General features: G+C 45.4%; 18 protein-coding genes. 13 read left to right on the forward strand and 5 right to left on the reverse strand.

Translation table 11 applies throughout. The features are described 5' to 3' along the window. Positions 1-51: 51 nt before the first annotated feature. Complete coding sequence (locus tag FD47_RS06230) at positions 52-486, reverse strand: hypothetical protein (RefSeq protein WP_054733938.1); 435 nt, start codon at positions 484-486, stop codon at positions 52-54. 217 nt (positions 487-703) lie between these two features. Next, positions 704-1,099 carry a hypothetical protein gene (locus FD47_RS06235; RefSeq protein ID WP_008214786.1) on the reverse strand — a complete coding sequence of 132 codons (396 nt, stop codon included), beginning with the start codon at positions 1,097-1,099 and terminating at the stop codon, positions 704-706. 268 nt (positions 1,100-1,367) lie between these two features. On the opposite strand from FD47_RS06235, the gene FD47_RS15820 reads away from it, so the two are divergent. The 6 genes from FD47_RS15820 (at position 1,368) to FD47_RS06265 (ending at position 7,001) form a co-directional block, all read left to right on the forward strand. Next, positions 1,368-1,715, forward strand: a complete 348-nt coding sequence (locus tag FD47_RS15820) for a hypothetical protein (protein ID WP_008214785.1) — start codon at positions 1,368-1,370, stop codon at positions 1,713-1,715. A 55-nt stretch (positions 1,716-1,770) separates the two neighbouring features. After that, positions 1,771-2,733, forward strand: a complete 963-nt coding sequence (gene prmA, locus FD47_RS06245; protein WP_054733932.1) for a 50S ribosomal protein L11 methyltransferase — start codon at positions 1,771-1,773, stop codon at positions 2,731-2,733. Further along, the gene (locus FD47_RS06250) at positions 2,733-3,479 is read left to right on the forward strand and encodes a 16S rRNA (uracil(1498)-N(3))-methyltransferase (RefSeq protein WP_054733930.1); all 747 of its coding nucleotides are present in this window, start codon (positions 2,733-2,735) and stop codon (positions 3,477-3,479) included. The genes prmA and FD47_RS06250 overlap by 1 nt, the downstream gene beginning before the upstream one ends. Positions 3,480-3,641: 162 nt before the next feature. Continuing rightward, the gene (locus tag FD47_RS06255; protein ID WP_171034977.1) at positions 3,642-5,819 is read left to right on the forward strand and encodes a RelA/SpoT family protein; all 2,178 of its coding nucleotides are present in this window, start codon (positions 3,642-3,644) and stop codon (positions 5,817-5,819) included. Between the two features lie 12 nt (positions 5,820-5,831). Further along, entirely contained in the window at positions 5,832-6,278 is a 447-nt protein-coding gene (gene dtd, locus FD47_RS06260) for a D-aminoacyl-tRNA deacylase (RefSeq protein WP_054733924.1), read from the forward strand. A 78-nt stretch (positions 6,279-6,356) separates the two neighbouring features. After that, positions 6,357-7,001, forward strand: a complete 645-nt coding sequence (locus tag FD47_RS06265; RefSeq protein WP_056980257.1) for an HAD-IA family hydrolase — start codon at positions 6,357-6,359, stop codon at positions 6,999-7,001. Here FD47_RS06265 and FD47_RS06270 read toward each other — a convergent pair. Both FD47_RS06270 and FD47_RS06275 read right to left on the reverse strand, forming a co-directional pair. Beyond that, positions 6,998-7,840: a fructosamine kinase family protein gene (locus FD47_RS06270; protein WP_054733921.1), complete on the reverse strand. Its 843-nt coding sequence runs from the start codon at positions 7,838-7,840 to the stop codon at positions 6,998-7,000. The two genes, FD47_RS06265 and FD47_RS06270, sit on opposite strands and share 4 nt — an antisense overlap. A gap of 13 nt (positions 7,841-7,853) precedes the next feature. Next, a complete protein-coding gene (locus tag FD47_RS06275; RefSeq protein WP_054733918.1) occupies positions 7,854-8,696 on the reverse strand; it encodes an N-acetylmuramoyl-L-alanine amidase family protein in 843 nt (280 codons plus the stop codon). Between the two features lie 389 nt (positions 8,697-9,085). Between FD47_RS06275 and hisS the strand changes: the two genes are divergently transcribed. The 7 genes from hisS to FD47_RS06310 all read left to right on the forward strand — a co-directional run bounded on the left by hisS (position 9,086) and on the right by FD47_RS06310 (position 17,470). Further along, positions 9,086-10,378, forward strand: coding sequence for a histidine--tRNA ligase (gene hisS / locus FD47_RS06280; protein WP_008214768.1), 1,293 nt, complete (start codon positions 9,086-9,088; stop codon positions 10,376-10,378). Positions 10,379-10,392: 14 nt separating this feature from the next. Beyond that, positions 10,393-12,180: an aspartate--tRNA ligase gene (gene aspS / locus FD47_RS06285; RefSeq protein WP_054733915.1), complete on the forward strand. Its 1,788-nt coding sequence runs from the start codon at positions 10,393-10,395 to the stop codon at positions 12,178-12,180. Between the two features lie 128 nt (positions 12,181-12,308). Then, the gene (locus tag FD47_RS06290; protein ID WP_054733911.1) at positions 12,309-13,184 is read left to right on the forward strand and encodes a YitT family protein; all 876 of its coding nucleotides are present in this window, start codon (positions 12,309-12,311) and stop codon (positions 13,182-13,184) included. Positions 13,185-13,296: 112 nt separating this feature from the next. After that, positions 13,297-14,454, forward strand: coding sequence for a CDP-glycerol glycerophosphotransferase family protein (locus FD47_RS06295; RefSeq protein WP_054733908.1), 1,158 nt, complete (start codon positions 13,297-13,299; stop codon positions 14,452-14,454). A 55-nt stretch (positions 14,455-14,509) separates the two neighbouring features. Next, a complete protein-coding gene (locus FD47_RS06300) occupies positions 14,510-15,319 on the forward strand; it encodes an ABC transporter permease (protein WP_008214764.1) in 810 nt (269 codons plus the stop codon). 17 nt (positions 15,320-15,336) lie between these two features. After that, complete coding sequence (locus FD47_RS06305; RefSeq protein ID WP_054733906.1) at positions 15,337-16,554, forward strand: CDP-glycerol glycerophosphotransferase family protein; 1,218 nt, start codon at positions 15,337-15,339, stop codon at positions 16,552-16,554. Further along, a complete protein-coding gene (locus FD47_RS06310; protein ID WP_082402604.1) occupies positions 16,547-17,470 on the forward strand; it encodes a deoxyribonuclease IV in 924 nt (307 codons plus the stop codon). The genes FD47_RS06305 and FD47_RS06310 overlap by 8 nt, the downstream gene beginning before the upstream one ends. 140 nt (positions 17,471-17,610) lie before the next feature. Here the strand turns inward: FD47_RS06310 and FD47_RS06315 are convergent, their stop codons facing one another. Then, positions 17,611-18,432: a pyruvate, water dikinase regulatory protein gene (locus FD47_RS06315; RefSeq protein WP_056980260.1), complete on the reverse strand. Its 822-nt coding sequence runs from the start codon at positions 18,430-18,432 to the stop codon at positions 17,611-17,613. Positions 18,433-18,502 lie beyond the last annotated feature (70 nt).

The raw sequence follows: 18,502 nt of genomic DNA on the forward strand, positions 1-18,502 counted from the left end.
TGAAAGTGATGAATTACCACATTTCAAAGCTTTTTATGATGCCCGGCTCAATTAGTAGGTGAGCCGCTTATTGTTGTCAGCTAACCGGTTGTAAATTGCTTGGAGCTTGTCGATTTCTTCGGCGTCGTCTAAGACATCGTCGAATAATTGCTCAATAACGGCGGTCATTGCATCTTCATCATCCAATTCAGGTTGCTGTTTATCGCGGACTTCCTGGGCCTCATAAAGCTCCTGAAGCAGATTAGTGAGGCGATGACGGAAATAGGATAATTTAGCATTGTTGTCGGTGTTCTTAATTAAATGTGCCAGACGATAATCGTAATATTGTTCTAACTTTTCAGCCGTTGCTAATGATAGTTTGCCAATTGTTCGGGAATGATTACGCAATCGGATGATGATTGATGAATTCACGCCCGTTAACTGTTCAATTTTATAAGCACTGGCTTTACTGTCAAGCACGGCTTGAACTTTTTCTGATAACGTCATTTGGTTGCCCCCGGAATTAGGATAGATGATTAATCAGTCTCACTTAACGAACCCTTTATAATTAATGAGACTCACGTTAAACTAAATCTAATCTTTCTTTAATCTAATTATATGATAGTTTGGCCTGCCATGTCAAAAAGAATGACTACAAAAAAACCGCCCTTTCTCATACGCAAGGCGGCTTTGACGTGGTAAATAGGATGGTTAACCAAAATCATTAGCCGATTCGCAGCTCGGTAATCATCTTGGTATCGATGATGATTTGGCCATCATGATTTTTGTGATTTGAAACCCGATTGAGATGGTGCTGATCAACAATATATTGGTCAAAGGCAGCCTTTGAAGGGACCTTTAAGATCTCTGGGTCGTGGGGTTGCTCAAAACTCAATTGATCCAGGATCAGGTCATCAGGCAGCGCAGAAAAAATATTTCCGATTGACCTGAGTGCCACTTCCCCGGTTTTTAGTAGTTCAGGTTTTAGGTATTCCCGGTGAAAAAGCTGGGACCCTTCGAAGATCGTATCGCTTGAATTCGTCTCTAAAACTGCTCGGTACCGCAGCTCAATTGTGTCCGGGCGAATTTTGTTAATGAATCGGACTTTGAAATTTGCCATGCTCAATCAGCTCCTTATAATATCATCATAGGAAAGAACGATTCTTAAATCAAGTTTGATTTTTTTATGAAATAGTTGCGTTTTCAAAGATATTCTATTAATATATATATTAATTCGTTTTGATTCGATTAGAGATTTTCATCCTTAATGAACGTTTCCTCATGAATGAACGTTCGCAGGTCAATGAGGATGATTGAAATTAAAAGTATCATGTGACGATTATCAAATATAACGGCAGCGAATTGCTTGGGCTGCTGATACTTAGGAGGTGTTAATCATTCTTAGCCGAACAAAGCAATATTTACGAAAAAATGGTTATTTTTATAAGAAGGAATATATGCGGCCGCTGTTGACGCCCGACAATATCTATATTTTTCGATTTGGCCGTGAACGGCTTAACAATCGACTAATTATACGATATAGCCACAGATGGACTGGTCGCCAACGCATTAACGAGATTGATTTGCGTCTTCATAAGCAGAAACACCCCCGGATCTTTTACAGTGAATCCGAATTATTGAATTATCTGGAAGGTCATTTATTGAAACACGAAGCGAAGTTACGGGCCCGTGAAGCCAGAAAATCAAATGAAGTGACGGATGGAGCATCCAAATAGGGTGCTTTTTTCGTATCATGACGGCGCCAGGTCATCACAACTAAGGAGAAATTATATGCAGTGGACTGAAGTATCGGTAATGACATCAAGCGAAGCGGTTGAAGCCGTTTCAAATATTTTAATGGAATATGGCGCCACCGGCGTGTCAATTGAGGACGCGAAGGATTTTGAACATATCACGAAGGGCCGATATGGCTCGCATGGTGAAATAATTGATCCAACGACCGTCCCGCATCTCACCAGCGGGGCAATTGTCTCGGCGTACTACCCGGAAAGTAACCATATTGCGGACAAAGTGGCTGAATTATCAGAGAAAGTCACGCATTTGCGGGCATTTGGCTTAAATCCCGCACCGGCGGAGGTCAAAAGTAGCCCGGTGAAGAATGAAGATTGGCAGACTTCTTGGGAAAAATATTACCACCCATTTTCCGTCAGCCGCTATTTAACGGTCGTACCGAGTTGGACTGATTATCAGCCAAAATCTTCGCTGGAACAGATTATTCGCCTGGATCCGGGGATGGCCTTTGGTACCGGTACGCACCCAACAACTCAGTTATCACTGCAAGCACTGGAAATGACTTTACGAGGCGGTGAATCAATGATCGACGTTGGCACTGGTTCTGGCGTGCTGAGCATTGCGGCCAAGTTAATGGGTGCCGGCGATGTGGCCGCTTACGACGTTGATGAAATTGCGGTGGCTTCTGCCAAGAAAAACATGGCGCTTAATCCAGTAGCCAAATCAATTCCGATTGCTGCAAACGACTTATTAAAGGGGATTCATCGTCAGGTCGATCTGGTTGTCGCCAATATTTTAGCAGAAATCATCGTTCCTTTGATCCCTCAAGCCTTTGAAAATCTTAAACCCGGTGGTCATTTGTTGATGTCGGGGATCATTAGTGACAAGTATTCGTTGGTTGCCGATACGTTGATCCGCCATGATTTTCAAATCACCGAGACACTGAAAATGGGTGACTGGTATGGTGTCATTGCTCAGAAGCCGAAGGAAGAGGCGTCATAATGCAGCATTATTTTAGCGATCAACGTCTGACAACCGGTCAAACCGTCTGGCTCGACGACCAGATTGGGCACCATCTAACCCGCGTCCTGCGGGCAACCGTTGGTGACCAGCTGCAATTGGTGGGGAACGATCAGCAGGTTTATCTGGCTGAAATCCACGAGATCTCAGGTCAACGAGTGGCGGTGGCTGTCAAACAGCCACTCCATATCGACGCGGAACTTCCCGTCGATGTCACCATTGTGAGCGGTCTTTCAAAGAAAAACAAGCCCGAGTGGATTGTTCAAAAGGCGACCGAGTTGGGAGCTGCTCAAGTGATCTTTTTGCCCCTGTCTCGGTCGATTGCCAAGTGGGATCAAAAAAGCGCCAAAAAAGTGGCTCGGCTTCAAGAAGTTGCCCAGAGCGCCGCTGAACAATCTCATCGAAATCGCATTCCGAAAGTTGGGTATCTTTCCAGTTTGCGGATGTTGGAAAAGCAGCCTTATGATGTTAAACTAATTGCTTACGAAGAGGCGGCCAAAGCTGGTGAAGAGACAAGGCTGGTAACGGCCCTCCGGCACCTGACGCCTGGCCAGTCATTAGTTGGTCTGTTTGGCCCTGAAGGTGGAATTACCGAAGAAGAAGTGGCCGATTTGACGGCCAACGGGTATCTTCCGGTCGGCTTGGGACCACGGATTTTGCGCACCGAAACGGCACCTATGTACTTGTTAACGGCCATCTCTGTGATGACCGAGATGATGGGAAGCTGAATTCACGGCAGAACAATGATAGAATAAAAGTCAGGTATTTAAGAAGCCATTTACCCCAACCAAATGTGGTGGTGACTGCCCGGATTAAAAGAGAAGAGTTGATTTGAAGTGGCTACTAAAATTTGGACTGCTGATGCCGTTATCAAAAAGGTATCCGAATACATGAACGATGCGCATGTGAATATGGTCAAAAAAGCCTACGAGTTTGCGCGGGTTGCGCATCGCGACCAAATGAGACAATCAGGAGAACCCTACATCACCCATCCGATTCAAGTGGCCGGGATTCTTGCCGATCTTCATATGGACCCTGAGACCGTCTCAGCTGGGTTTCTTCACGACGTGGTTGAAGATACCGGCGTTGAGCTAAGTGACGTTCAGGAGCTGTTTGGCCACGATGTCGCCCTAATTGTTGACGGGGTTACGAAGTTATCGAAAATTAAGTATAAATCAAGCGAAGAACGGCTGGCTGAAAATCACCGTAAGTTGCTTCTGGCAATGTGTCAGGATATTCGGGTCATGATTGTCAAGCTGGCTGATCGATTGCACAATATGCGGACTTTAAAGTCCCTGCGGCCAGATAAACAGCGGCGCATTGCCAAGGAAACCCTTGAAATCTACGCGCCAATCGCTGACCGTTTGGGGATTGGGACCATTAAATGGGAACTTGAAGATATTTCGTTACGCTATCTCAATCCGCAACAGTATTACCGAATTGTTCACTTAATGAACTCCCGGCGTGATCAGCGGGTTGATTACATCCAAAAGGCCATCAGCGAGGTTAAATCCGCGATTGCTGATTTGGATATCAAAAGTGAAATCTACGGCCGACCAAAGCACATCTATTCGGTTTACAAAAAGATGGTTGAGAAGCACAAGCAATTCAGCCAGATATATGATTTGCTGGCAATTCGGGTCATTGTTGAGTCAATCAAGGATTGTTATGCGGTTTTGGGGGCCATTCATACGGAGTGGAAGCCGATGCCCGGCCGCTTTAAAGATTACATTGCAATGCCCAAGGCAAACATGTACCAGTCGCTGCATACAACCGTGATTGGACCCGAAGGCAAACCTTTGGAGGTGCAAATTCGAACTGAAGAAATGCACCGAGTGGCTGAATTTGGTATTGCTGCTCACTGGGCTTACAAAGAGGGGATCACCAACGGCGTTAAGACCAGCCAGGACAATAATAAATTAAACTGGTTTAAACAGATTATTGAACTGCAGGAAGACACCGATGATGCCGCCGACTTTATGGACAGTGTCAAGGGTGAATTGTTTGGCGACCACGTCTATGTTTTCACCCCAAAGGGAGATGTTTATGAGCTTCCTAAAGGAGCTGGCCCGCTGGATATGGCGTACATGATTCACACTGAAGTGGGTAACCATACCACCGGTGCGAAGGTTAATGGCAAGATTGTTCCCCTGGATCATCAGGTGAAAACTGGTGATATTGTTGATATCATTACTTCCACCAGTTCATCCGGGCCCAGTCGCGACTGGGTGAAGATGGTTCATACTAGGCGGGCACGAAACAAGATTAAGCAGTACTTTCGGCTTGCTGATCGGGAAAAGAACATTGAAAACGGCCGCAACATTGTCATTCGTAAGCTTCGTGATGAAGGATTTGATTCTCATAAGATTTTGACTCCCGACAACTTGGATCACGCGGCCAAGAATATGCATTACCAGCACGCTGACGACCTATTAGCTGCGATTGGGTTTGGCGACGTTCAGCCCACCGGCGTGGTTAATCGGCTGACGGATGATGTCCGCGCTCGGCTGAAACGTGAGCGCCAGGATCAAGCTGAAAAAGAGGTGCTTGAAGAACACCAGACGATTTCGGAGAGCACTGAATCTAATAAGCAGCATAAGAAGGCCCGTAAGGCATCAAATGGCATTATGATTGAGGGCGTCGACAACCTGTTAGTTCGTTTAAGCCACTGCTGTACTCCCGTTCCCGGCGATAAAATTGTCGGCTACATTACCAAGGGCCGCGGGGTTTCCGTCCATCGAGTTGACTGCCCTAATATTGCTAAAGCCGAGCAGGAGGGCCAGCGATTGATTCAGGTTTCCTGGGCTAATGAGCCGGGCGATCGGACTATTTACTCAGCGATTTTGACCGTTCAGGGATACAACCGGGCGGGTCTGTTAACGAACATCTTGAATGCTGTTAACAACGTCACCAAAACCGTTTCATCCGTCAATGGACAGGTTGATAATAACAAGATGGCGACAATTTCACTATCCGTTGGGATTCGTAATTTGGAACAGCTTGAGCGGTTAATCAACACCATCAAAAATATTCCGGATGTTTATCTGGTTAAACGAAAATTCAGGTAAGGAGACGATCCCTTGAGAGTTGTACTACAGCGTGTTAAGCATGCTTCAGTCAGCATTGATTCGAAGGTTCATGGCAAAATTGGAAGAGGATACGTGCTATTAGTCGGCGTTGCCGATAGTGACGGGGACGATGAGATTGCTTATCTGGCCCATAAAATTGATAAGCTGCGGATTTTTGAGGATGATGCTGATAAACTGAATTTAGATATTCACGCCGTTCACGGGGCAATTTTGTCAATTTCTCAGTTCACACTGTATGCCGATACCAAGAAGGGCAACCGGCCAAGCTTTACGAAAGCCGGCGCTCCCGACCATGCCAATCAGATCTATGAACGATTTAATGATCGTTTGCGGGAAGCCGGTCTGGACGTCCAGACTGGGATTTTTGGTGCCGATATGCAAGTTGAGCTACAGAATGACGGTCCCGTGACGATCATTTTTGATACGGATCATCGATAGGGCTGAATAGCAGTCGATTACTAATCAGGCTGAGGCAAAGCAATTATGTTGTCCCAGCCATTTTTGGGGAGAAAACACATGATTAATCAATTATTTTGGGATTTTGACGGCACCCTGTTTAACACTTACCCGATGATGGTGGCCGCCTTTTCGCATGCCCTGCGTGAAATGGACATTGACGAGGTTGAAATTGATGCGCGTGACATTTATGTCACCATGCGGCAACATGACGTTGGGACTGCCATTCGGAAGGCCGCCGCATTTTATGGTATCGATGAAGCAACGCTGCGAACTTTGAACAAGCGTTACCAAGTCGAAGCGGTTACAACTGCCCAGCCATTTTCCGGGGTTAAAGACGTGTTGGCGCTGGCCATAAATCAGGGGGGAGCCAATTATTTACTGACTCACCGTGATGATCAGGCCAAGCAGTTATTAACAAAGTTTGATTTGTTGGATTTCTTCAGTGACTTTGTGACTTCCAACCAAAAGTTTCCCAGAAAGCCCAACCCGGCTTCCATCAATTGGTTAATCGATCATAATCACGTGGAACGCAAAAAAGCGATCATGATTGGTGATCGCAAGTTGGACGTGCAGGCCGGCAACAATGCCAACGTTGCATCTTGTTTATTTGATCCGGATGGCATTATTGTTGAAACTGGGCACCCAGACATTAAAGTGACTGAAATTAGCGACTTAATTCCGTGGCTCACTAAGCGGGATTAATACTTATCGAGAATCCGGTCAACCATTGGACCGTAAGTCTCCCCAAATAAATTGAGATGGGCCAATAAATAATTAAGCTGATACCAAGAAATCCGCTCATCTAGGCCGGCGGTTAGGGGATAAACGGCGTTGTAGCCGTCGTAGAAGTCTTTGTAAAAGCCACCGAAAATGGTGGTCATGGCAATGTCAAGTTCCCGATCGCCGTAAAAGACATCCGGATCAATTAATATTGGCTTTCCAGACGCTTCAAACATGAAATTTCCTGCCCATAGATCGCCATGCAGTAAACTGGGGTGAACCTTGTGGGTGGCATAATACTGTTTAAACTGATCGCAGAGTGATTCAAAGTGGGTTTGCCGCCAATCATTCCAGCGGTTATTTTTTTTCGCCAACTCAACTAATGGCTTTAACCGCTGGTTGAGATAAAAGGTGATCCAATCGCTTTGCCAGGTATTGACCTTTGGCAGCTTTCCGACGGTAAAATCATGGTCCAGACCAAACTGAGAGCGATGCTGCTGGTGAACTTTTGCGACCATCTTTCCAAGTTCATACTGACTGCCTTCACCAATATCGACCCAGTCTTGGATGAGGTAACCATCGCCATTAATTTCGCCGCTGGCAACAACCGTTGGCGTATTGGAGACTTGCCCCAATAGTTTGAGGCCCTCAACTTCATGGTCAAAGAATTTCTTTCCCCGGGCAGGCTGAACCTTCATGAAATAGTGGTGATTGTCAGTCCTGAGGGAATATGAATCATTGATGTCACCGCCGGAAACCGGTTGAATTGCGTTCACCGGTTCAATTGGCAACTGTGCGAGCCATTTTTCATCAACTGCCATTAATAAGATCTCCTTAGTGATTATTTTGAAAATAGGTTTGTAAACCGGCGACCACGTCGGAAGCAAATTTTTCTTGGTAGGTTGGGCTTTGAATCGCCTTAAAGTCCTTATCGGTATTAATATATCCTCCTTCAATGAGGATGGCAGGTACTGAATTGTCCCGGATGACTAAGAAATTGCCGAATTCGGATCCCCGGTTTGTTAACTTGAGATTACTCAATTTGTGATCCACTGATTCAGCGAGCACTTTTGATTGCCCGTCGTGATAATAATAACAGGTAAATCCGGACGCAGTGTTAGCCTGGTCAGATGAATCGAAGTGAAAGCTGACAAATGCATTGGCAGCTTTTGATGTGGCCAGCTGTGGTCGTTGATAAAGGGCGACGGTCCGATCAGTGTCTCGAGTCATGACAACCTTTGCGCCCTTTTCTCGGAGCTTTTTAGCAACCAGTTTGGCAAATATTAACGTATAGGTCTTTTCTTCCTGACCGGTGGTGGAAAGGGCGCCTGAATCGCTGCCGCCATGCCCAGGATCCAGGACAATGGTGGCTTCCGATAATTTGGTAACCTTTTTAATATTGTTGTTGGTAACCAGCCAAGCCGCCACCCAGCCGATTGTTTTATGGTTGTAAATGACTTTAATCCAGTTATCTTTTCGGGTAATGACTTGGAGGCGTTGTCCCTGTTTGACCTTGGCCTTAACTGAGTAGGTGACCGAGGGGCCGGACCGAATGTTTAATTGATTTACTTTAACGGTGACCGAGTTGGCATAAAGCGCCACAAATAACACCACAAACGTGACGACAATGGTGAGAATGGCGATTATCCAGCTGGTGTTTTGGGTCATTTTTCTCATGAGTTTGACTTCCTGTCATTTTATCAAATAACTCCATTATAAATAAACCTGCCAGGCAGTGCGAACTATTTATGCTTAAGTCATTTTAAAATTTTGGCAATCCTAATTCCCCCTTGACTTTTCGCCAGTCCTCAACTAATGTTATAAACAGTTAAATAATCAACCGATTAAAAAGATTAGTAGTTGAGCTGGTCAATTGACAGAGAACGTTCACTCGCTGAAAGAACGTGGCCGACTTATCGAAGTGACACTTTTTATAAACAATGGTAATAGCTAATGCTATTCGCGCGAGCGTTATCCTAGAGTAATTATTAAGGTGGTACCGTGCAATGCACCCTTGTCTTTGGACAGGGGTCTTTTTTTTCGGAATTTAATTGGGAGGAAACATCATGAGATATCAACGACCAAAAGGAACGGCTGATATTTTGCCTGAAGAGGCCAAAAAATGGACGTACGTTGAAGAGACAGCCAGAATGCTCTTTAACGATTATCGTTATCAGGAAATCCGAACGCCGATGTTTGAAAGTTTTGACGTCTTTTCCAGAACCTCTGGCGATACATCAGATGTCGTGACTAAAGAAATGTATGATTTCAAGGATAAGGGTGATCGGCACATCAGCCTGCGTCCTGAAGGAACCGCTGGCGTTGTCCGGGCCTTTGTTGAGAATAAACTCTACGGCCCAGAACACCAACGTCCCGTGAAGGTCTTCTACATGGGGTCCATGTTCCGCTATGAGCGGCCCCAATCTGGTCGCCAACGGGAGTTTCATCAAATCGGGGTTGAAGCTTTCGGCAGCGATGAGCCGGAATTGGACGTTGAAGTCATTGCAATGGGAATGGACCTCCTATCACATTTTGGCTTGAAAGACATTCGATTGGAAATCAACAGTTTGGGTGATAAGCAGTCACGAGATGCCTATCGCCAGGCACTCATTGACTACCTGGATCCCCACTTTGATGAGTTGAGTGAAGATTCGCAAACCAGACTTCATAAAAACCCGTTGCGGGTGCTTGACAGCAAGGATAAGCACGATCAAGAAATCGTTAAGGATGCGCCATCAATCCTTGACTACTTGGATGATGAATCCAAAGCCCATTTTGATCGCGTCAAACAGCTGCTTGACGCCCTGGGAATTAAATACGTGATTGACCCGGATATGGTTCGCGGGCTTGATTATTACACCCACACAATCTTTGAAATCATGGTTGATTCCAAGGCGCTGGGTGAAGGTTACACCACCATTTGTGCCGGCGGTCGTTATAACGGGCTGGTTGAACAGCTGGGCGGCCCAGAAATGCCTGGAATCGGCTTTGGCCTTGGAATGGAGCGCCTGATGCTGTTAATGGATGCCCAGAACGTGAAGTTCCCAGTTCTTGATCAGCTGGATGCCTACGTTGTTGGTATTGGTGAACAAACCAGCGTTGAAACCCTCAAGGTTGTTCAAGCGTTGCGGGCAAATGGCTTTGCTGCTGATCGTGACTATCTGGATCGCAAGCCAAAGGCCCAGTTTAAATCCGCAAACAAATTGAACGCCCAATATACGATTACCATTGGCGAAAGTGAGCTGGCTTCTCACACCGCCAACGTGAAATCAATGGCCTCCGGAACGGAAATTAACGTGCCAATGACTGAAATTTTGGCGGATTTTGATGCCGTCATCACAAAAAATTTTAACGACTAAGGAGAGATTGTGAAATGAAGCGAACAACATACGCTGGTTTGGTTAATGAGGACCTGATCGGCCAAGAAGTTGTCTTAAAAGGATGGGTCCAAAAACGTCGGGACCTTGGTGGTTTGATCTTTATCGAACTACGAGACCGTGAAGGAATTGTTCAATTAGTATTCAGTGAAGAATTCGGTAAGGATGCGCTCGCCGTTGCGGACAAGCTCCGGGGTGAATACGTTGTTGAAGCCAGGGGCAAGGTTGTTGCCCGCGCCGACAAAGAAATCAACCCGAAGATGAAAACGGGTAAAATTGAAGTTGATATCACTGAGGCCAAAATTTTAGCAGCTTCTAAAACGCCGCCATTTTACATTGAAGATGGCATCAACGTTTCAGAAGATTTAAAACTGAAGTATCGCTACTTGGATCTCCGCCGGCCGGAAATGCAGGCTAATATTTTATTGCGAAACCGAATTATTCAATCAATTCACAGCTTCTTTGACGGTGAGGGCTTCATTGACATTGAAACGCCGACGCTTACCAAGTCAACTCCTGAAGGTGCCCGGGATTATCTGGTGCCGTCACGGGTTTATCCTGGTCAGTTTTACGCGTTACCACAGTCTCCCCAACAATTTAAGCAAATGTTGATGGGGGCTGGATTTGATAAGTACTATCAAATTGCGCGGTGTTATCGGGATGAAGACTTACGTGGTGACCGTCAGCCTGAATTTACCCAAATTGATATGGAAATGTCATTTGCCGATCAGGAAGAAATCATGGACGTTACCGAAGGCTTTATTGCCAAGGTCATGAAGGATGCAATGGGCAAGGATGTTAAGCTGCCGTTCAAACGGATGGACTGGGATGAATCAATGGCCCGCTTTGGGACTGACCAGCCAGATGTTCGTTTTGGCATGGAACTCAAAGATCTGTCCGATATCATGAAGGACGTTGACTTCAAAGTCTTCTCCGGGGCAGTTAAGGATGGCGGCCAAGTAAAAGCGATTGCCGTTCCCGGTGGGGCTGAAAAGTATTCCCGTAAGGATCTTGATCAGTTTGCCAAGTATGTTGAACGTTTTTGCGCTAAGGGGCTGGCTTGGCTGAAAGTCACCGAAGATAGCTTTAACGGGCCAATCGCTAAGTTCTTTAAGGATGCCGATCTGCGGGCCAAAATTCTTGAGAAAGCCGACGCTAAGCCGGGCGATCTGTTATTGTTCGCTGCTGACAATAGCCGAATTGTTGCGGACACTCTGGCCTATCTGCGGGTTGAAATTGCCAAGGAACAAAACATGATTGATGAGTCGAAGTTCGCATTCCTTTGGATTGTGAACTGGCCACTGTTCCACTGGGATGTTGACTTGAAGCGCTACGTGGCAGCCCATCATCCATTTACCATGCCCAATGAAGACGATGTTCACTATCTCATGAACGATGATGAGGATCCACACAAGGCTTACGCCCAGAGCTATGACATCATTCTAAACGGTCTCGAGTTGGGTGGCGGTTCCATTCGTATTCATACCCGCGCCTTGCAGGAACGCATGTTTAAGGCCCTTGGATTCACCAAAGAGAGTGCCGAAGCCCAATTTGGCTACTTCCTGAATGCACTTGATTACGGATTTCCGCCTCATGGTGGTCTGGCAATTGGGTTGGATCGATTTGTTCGCCTACTTGCTGATCGCGATAATATTAGAGACGTCATTGCCTTTCCTAAGAACTCAAAGGCTGTTGAACCATTAACCAGCGCACCATCACCAGTTGCCAATAAACAATTGGATGATTTGGGAATTTTCGTTGCGGATCAGGATAAGAAGCAGTAATATTTTCATTTGATCATTGAAGCGAGACGCGAGATAAGACATACTAATCTTATTGAGTGGCTTGCTTTTTTAATGAGCAAGTGATGACCAAATCGTAACTCTCTATTCAGATATGAAAGGATCTTACTATGGATGACGTTTCAAAATTAATGCGTCGACATACTTACGTGACGAAGGCGTCAACTTCGTTTATCTACGGTATTTTAGTCTCTATTGCGGTTAACTTCTTTTGGACTCCTGGACACATCTATTCCTCTGGGATCACTGGGTTTGCTCAGTTATTGAACACAGTCAGCAGCCGCACATTTCCATTTACCATCTCAACTGGCCTCGGCTTGTTTCTGTTGAACATTCCGTTGTTCGTTTTGGCATGGCGTTCGATTGGGCGGGAGTTCACAATTTTTACTGTGATCACCGTGTTTTTATCGAGTTTTATGATTCAACTGCTCAAACCCATCCCCTTAACCCACGACCCGATCATCTGTGCCATCTTTGGTGGGGCGGTTAATGGGTTTGGTACCGGAACCGCTTTGAAGAACGGCATTTCCACTGGTGGGTTGGACATCCTGGGGCTGGTCATTCGGGACCGAACGGGGCGCTCAATCGGGTCAATCAACATCGCGTTTAATGTCATTATTGTATTAGCTGCCGGTTTTGCCTATGGGTGGCCTTACGCGCTTTATTCGACCCTGGGACTCATTGTAAACGCCAAAGTCATGGATATGACCTACACCAAGCAGCAGCGAATGCAGGTCATGATTATTACCAACCGGCCAAATACGGTGATTGACAGCGTTCAAAATCATTTGCGGCGGGGGATCACCATTGTGCATAATGCGGAAGGGGCATACCAACACGATGCCAAGACCATTCTGTTTACGGTCATTTCCCGTTATGAAATGGGGGAGCTCGAAGAAGCGTTGCTCGAATCCGATCCCAACGCGTTTGCCAGCATCTCCGATTCCGTTAAAATTTTGGGCCGATTTTATGAACCCAAGCCCTAGTTAATGGTCTCAAATCCCATGCCTACCCAATTCTAAAGATTTTTTAAGAAAGCCGTTCTGCAAATAGATTATGTTATAATACTCGAGTGTGTTTATAAAAAATTGAAATACGGTGAATAAATTGAAAGTAGTGTATCTTTGGTTAATCCGATTTTTATCAATTCTCAATCTGTGGCAACCCCGAAAAAAGGTGGTTTACCTGATGAGCTTTGACAATAACCTGGATTTCATCAAACAATTCGCCCAGCAGCTTTCCAGTCGAACGCGCTTTGTGGTCCTTTATCGCCCGGAAACCGAAGCCGCGGCTACTGACCTGGCTGCATTCGGGATTGAAACCCACCAATTTACCGACGGGATTCGGTTTGTGCTGGATTTTGTACCGTTGTTGATGGGGGCTCGCTTGATATTCTGTGACAATTACTATGCGTTTTTGGGTGGCTTTGTTCATCCGAAGAACATGACGATTGTCCAAATGTGGCATGCGAACGGGGCAATTAAAAAATTTGGCTGGCAGGATCCGACTACTGATAAGCGCAGTGATACGGATAAGAAACGATTTCAGGAAGTCTATGATCACTTCGACGAGTACGTGGTGTCCTCCCAAGCAATGGGGAAGGTCTTTGAGCGGAGTTATCACGAAGGCGCCGATCACATTCAACTCTTGGGTTACCCACGTTCCGATCAGTATTTGAATCCTGAATGGATTTCCAGTGCCCGTCAGCGTATTTTTCGCGCTGCACCCGAGTTGAAAAGTCACCGGGTAATTTTGTATGCCCCAACTTATCGGCCGGATAATAGCTTTAAGCTACCATCCGGGCTGGGAGCCGCGTTATCCGCAGATCCCAACGCAATCGTGGTTGTTAAGCTGCATCCGGTTTTAAGAAATCGGGAAACCGCGATGCAGAAGATCGGCAATCCGCGGATTAAGTTTTACCACGAATTACCAACCGATGACCTTCTAACGGTTGCCGATACATTGGTCACTGACTATTCCTCAGTGGCGTTTGACTTCAGTTTGCTGCCAAACGCTAACTCGATGATTTTCTTTATGTTCGATCTTGACCGTTATCAGCGGGATCCTGGAATTCAGGACGATTATGCTGATTGGCTGCCAAGTAAACCATTGTTCACAGTCAGTGAATTGAAACAAGCCATTATTAATCAGGAACCAACCGATTTTCATGCTTTCAACCATCACTGGAACACTTACAATGACGGTCAGGCTACGAAACGCGTGATCGACCGGTATCGTAATTTATTGAAAAAGTAACTTATTAAACTTAATAGATTAGTGCGCTGGTCTATTTGTTAAGGAGTGGCAGAACTTGAAAGAAGTTTATACGTTAATTAAGGAGCAGTTCGAAAACATTGGGATTGTGTTTCGAATTTCGCAGTATGAGGACAAGGCTGAGTATCAAAGCCACTATCTCGGATTGGTATGGGAATATTTATATCCATTAATTCAGATCGGAATCTATTGGTTGGTATTTGGGATTGGGTTAAAGCATGGAAACTCAACTCACGGTATTGATTATCTGCCCTGGATGGTTATTGGAATCACCCCATGGTTCTTCATGAACCGGGCCAGTTTGGATGCCTCTAAAAGTATCTACCAGCGGGTTGGGATGGTTTCCAAGATGAAATTTCCGGTCAGCATTTTGCCAACTATTAAAATTGTCAGTAATTTAAGCTCGTTTTGGACAATGCTGGTTTTCTCGATTCTGGTTGGCTTCTTGTACGGGGTTCATCCATCAATCTACTGGCTGCAGGCAATTTACTACTTTATTTGTATGATTGCCTGGATGCTGGCCTTCGGGATTTTTAATTCCACCATTTCAGTTCTGGTTCGGGATTGGCGCATTTTACTGCAATCGCTGATGAGAATGTTATTTTACATGTCCGGCGTGCTGTTTAACTTTGAAACCAATTCGTTTCCCGCACCGTTCGTTCATATTTTGCAATTAAACCCATTCTTCTATGTTGTTTCCGGTTTCCGGGATTCCATGCTGGGGACGGCCTGGTTCTGGCAGAAACCAACCTTGAACATTGTGTTTTGGGGAATGGTCCTGTTCTTCTTATTGGTTGGATCGCACCTCCACTACAAGTTCCGTTCAAGGTTTGTTGATTTGATTTAGCCATTGAAGGTGAGCTTTTGAAGAAAACAATTATTAATTTCATCAAATTAATAGCTCGCTATATACTCATCGCGTTAAACGGTGGGTTTATTTGTATGGGCACGAAAAAAAATCGGATCATTTTTGAAAGCTTTAATGGCCGTGATATTTCCGATAATCCTTTGGCAATTTATCGCCAGCTTATTTCCGATCGTCCTGAATTGCGCCAATCCTGTTACTTTAGTGTCAAGCCTTCAGAATATCGCCGTCTTGCCCAGGCGTTTCCAACGATTCAGCTACTGAAGCGATTTACGCCAGGGTGGGTCGGCTACATCGGTCGTGCTGACTACTGGGTCATGAATTCACGAATGCCAAAATGGTGGAAGAAGAATCGGCGAACCACCTATATTCAGACCTGGCACGGAACGCCCCTTAAACGGCTTGGTGTTGACATTGATCAGGTGGAAATTCCTGGTAGTTCAACGGCTAAATACCATCGAGATTTTGTGGAAGAAGCCGCTCGTTGGGATTATTTGATTGCGCCTAATCAATACTCCAAAACCATTTTCAGTCGCGCCTTTCAATTTCATAATCGATTTTTAGACATTGGTTATCCGCGTAACGATATCTTATACCAGCAGGATAACTTAGCCGCGATTAATCAGCTTAAGCAATGCCTTTTTGGGATGGTTCCAAAAAAGGTTGTCATGTACGCGCCGACTTGGCGGGATGATGATTATCGGGCAAAGGGCGTTTACAATTTTGAACTACCATTTGATTTAGCCACTTTTTTTAAGAACGTTGATGCTGACACCCGGCTGATTATTCGTCCACACTATCTGGTGAAGGATCACATTGATATTACCGGTTTTGAAGACCGGGTCAGCATTATGGCTGATGCCGATATTAACCAGCTTTATTTAGTGACCGATTTGTTGATCACCGATTACTCTTCAGTGATGTTTGATTTCGCCAATTTGAAACGACCGATGCTCTTTTTCCCTTATGATTTAGCGCATTACCGTGATGAATTGCGTGGCTTTTACTTCAATTACGATCAGCAACACTTACCTGGGCCGATGGTGACGACAGCCGCTGATTTTTATCAGCAACTGGCTATTTTTAATCGTGATGGCGAGTTTTCTGCGTCGGCCGCTCAACTGGCTGCGTTTAACGACCAGTTTTGTGCCTGGGAGAATGGTTTGGCTGCTGAAAAGGTCAGCCAATTAATTTTAAGGGGGAATTCAAATGATTGATGAATCACCATTTCTAATCGGTTCACATGTCAGTATGAACGGCAAGGATATGTTTTTGGGATCAGCTAAGGAAGCTGCCGGTTTCAAAGAGACCGTTTTTATGGTCTATACAGGAGCACCACAGAATACCGTTCGTAAACCAATTGACAAGCTAAACGGTCCCCAAGGTCGGGCCTACATGCAGGATCACGATCTTAAGGAAGTTGTCGTCCACGCCCCGTATATTATCAATTTAGGGAACACCTTCAAGCCCCAAAACTTTACGTTTGGTGTTGAATTCCTGCAGCAGGAAATTCAGCGGGCAGAGGCCATTGGGGCTAAACAAATTGTGTTGCATCCCGGTGCCCATGTTGGTGCCGGTCCTGAAAAGGCAATCGCGCAAATTGCGAAGGGCCTTCAAGAGGTGATTACCGATGACCAGCAAGTCCAGATTGCCTTGGAGACAATGGCCGGTAAGGGGACCGAGGTCGGCATCACGTTCGAGCAGTTGGCTCAAATTATTGATCAGGTTCCCAATAACGACAAGCTGTCGGTCACTTTTGATACCTGTCACACAAGTGATGCCGGCTATAATATTAAGGACGACTTTGACGGGGTCCTCAATGAATTTGACCACGTGATTGGCTTGGACCGCCTTAAAGTGATTCATTTAAATGATTCAAAGAACCCTCAGGGAAGTCACAAGGATCGTCATCAAATTACTGGCTTGGGCACGATTGGCTTTGACACGCTTAATTACATTGCGCATCATAAGCAGTTAACCAACGTTCCCAAGATTCTGGAAACCCCGATCTTAAAAGACCCTGAAAACAAAAAGATCAAGTACAATCCCCACGGATATGAGGTGGCAATGCTGCGGGCTCAGAAGTTCAATCCGAATATTATTGCTGATATGAAAGCTGATAAGCCGTTTTAACTGATTGAAGGATCAATAAAAATACGGCTCAAACAACCATTCAATCTTTTGAATAGTCGTTTGAGCCGTATTTCTAAATCCATTAAATATTCCAGTACCCAGCTTTCATGGTTTTGACTACAGTTAGGAATCGTTCAACGTTAATCTTCAAACGTTGTGGTGTCCAGATTGAGACTTTCCAGAATGATGGTGGCCGTCTCTTCGATTGACTTATTAGCAACGTTGATGGTCAGACAGCCAATCTTTCTGTAAAGTTTTTTGGCGTACGCCAATTCGACCCGAATATTATCGGTATCCGAATAGGGCGTATTGGCGTCAAGCCCGTAGGATAACATCCGCTGCTTGCGAATTTTACTGAGCTTTTCCGGGGTATTTAACAACCCGAAAATTCGGTCTTTTTTAACTTGGGCCAGCTCATCGGGAATGTGCAGGTCCGGCCCGATTGGCAGATTGGCAACCTTCTGGTTCTGGTTTGCCAAGTAAAGTGACAGGGGTGTTTTTGATGTCCGTGAAACCCCCAGCAACACAATGTCAGCTTCCAGTAATCCCTTGGCATTTTTCCCATCGTCGTTTTCCACGGCAAATTCAATTGCTGAGATCCGCTCAAAATAATTTTCGTTCAGATCGTGAATCAGCCCAGGTACATGAGCTGGGGATTCACCAGTGCTTTCCGCGATTAACTTCATCGGCGTCTGAATGCAATCAAAATCGTAAATGTGGTTGGCCTGACAAAAATCGCGCACCATCTGGCTGAGTTCAACCGATACCAACGTATGAAAGATCATGGCATTTTTGGTTTTAGCGAGGTTCAAGATTCCCTTGAGAATTGATTCGGTCTGAATAAATGGGAACCGCCTAATTTCAGCTTTGATGTCCGGAAATTGAGACGTTGCCGTTTGGGCGAGCGTTTGAGCCGTTGCCCCGCTTGAATCTGAAATGATGAAAATTATTTGTGCTTTCACTGTTTTGCCCCCGGTTTTCGCAAAATTTTAGTCGTGGTAATAGGGTCCGTCTGAAAACTTTATTTCAGGC

The organism is Lentilactobacillus parafarraginis DSM 18390 = JCM 14109, assembly GCF_001435895.1.
In the GTDB taxonomy this organism is placed as follows: Bacteria; Bacillota; Bacilli; order Lactobacillales; family Lactobacillaceae; genus Lentilactobacillus; species Lentilactobacillus parafarraginis.

Coding starts and splice junctions, on each gene's coding strand:
- FD47_RS06230 (WP_054733938.1), bottom strand. CDS start 486: ATGACGTTATCAGAAAAAGTTCAAGCCGTGCTTGACAGTAAAGCCAGT.
- FD47_RS06235 (WP_008214786.1), bottom strand. CDS start 1,099: ATGGCAAATTTCAAAGTCCGATTCATTAACAAAATTCGCCCGGACACA.
- prmA (WP_054733932.1), top strand. CDS start 1,771: ATGCAGTGGACTGAAGTATCGGTAATGACATCAAGCGAAGCGGTTGAA.
- FD47_RS06250 (WP_054733930.1), top strand. CDS start 2,733: ATGCAGCATTATTTTAGCGATCAACGTCTGACAACCGGTCAAACCGTC.
- FD47_RS06255 (WP_171034977.1), top strand. CDS start 3,642: ATGAACGATGCGCATGTGAATATGGTCAAAAAAGCCTACGAGTTTGCG.
- FD47_RS06265 (WP_056980257.1), top strand. CDS start 6,357: ATGATTAATCAATTATTTTGGGATTTTGACGGCACCCTGTTTAACACT.
- FD47_RS06270 (WP_054733921.1), bottom strand. CDS start 7,840: ATGGCAGTTGATGAAAAATGGCTCGCACAGTTGCCAATTGAACCGGTG.
- FD47_RS06275 (WP_054733918.1), bottom strand. CDS start 8,696: ATGAGAAAAATGACCCAAAACACCAGCTGGATAATCGCCATTCTCACC.
- hisS (WP_008214768.1), top strand. CDS start 9,086: ATGAGATATCAACGACCAAAAGGAACGGCTGATATTTTGCCTGAAGAG.
- aspS (WP_054733915.1), top strand. CDS start 10,393: ATGAAGCGAACAACATACGCTGGTTTGGTTAATGAGGACCTGATCGGC.
- FD47_RS06290 (WP_054733911.1), top strand. CDS start 12,309: ATGGATGACGTTTCAAAATTAATGCGTCGACATACTTACGTGACGAAG.
- FD47_RS06310 (WP_082402604.1), top strand. CDS start 16,547: ATGATTGATGAATCACCATTTCTAATCGGTTCACATGTCAGTATGAAC.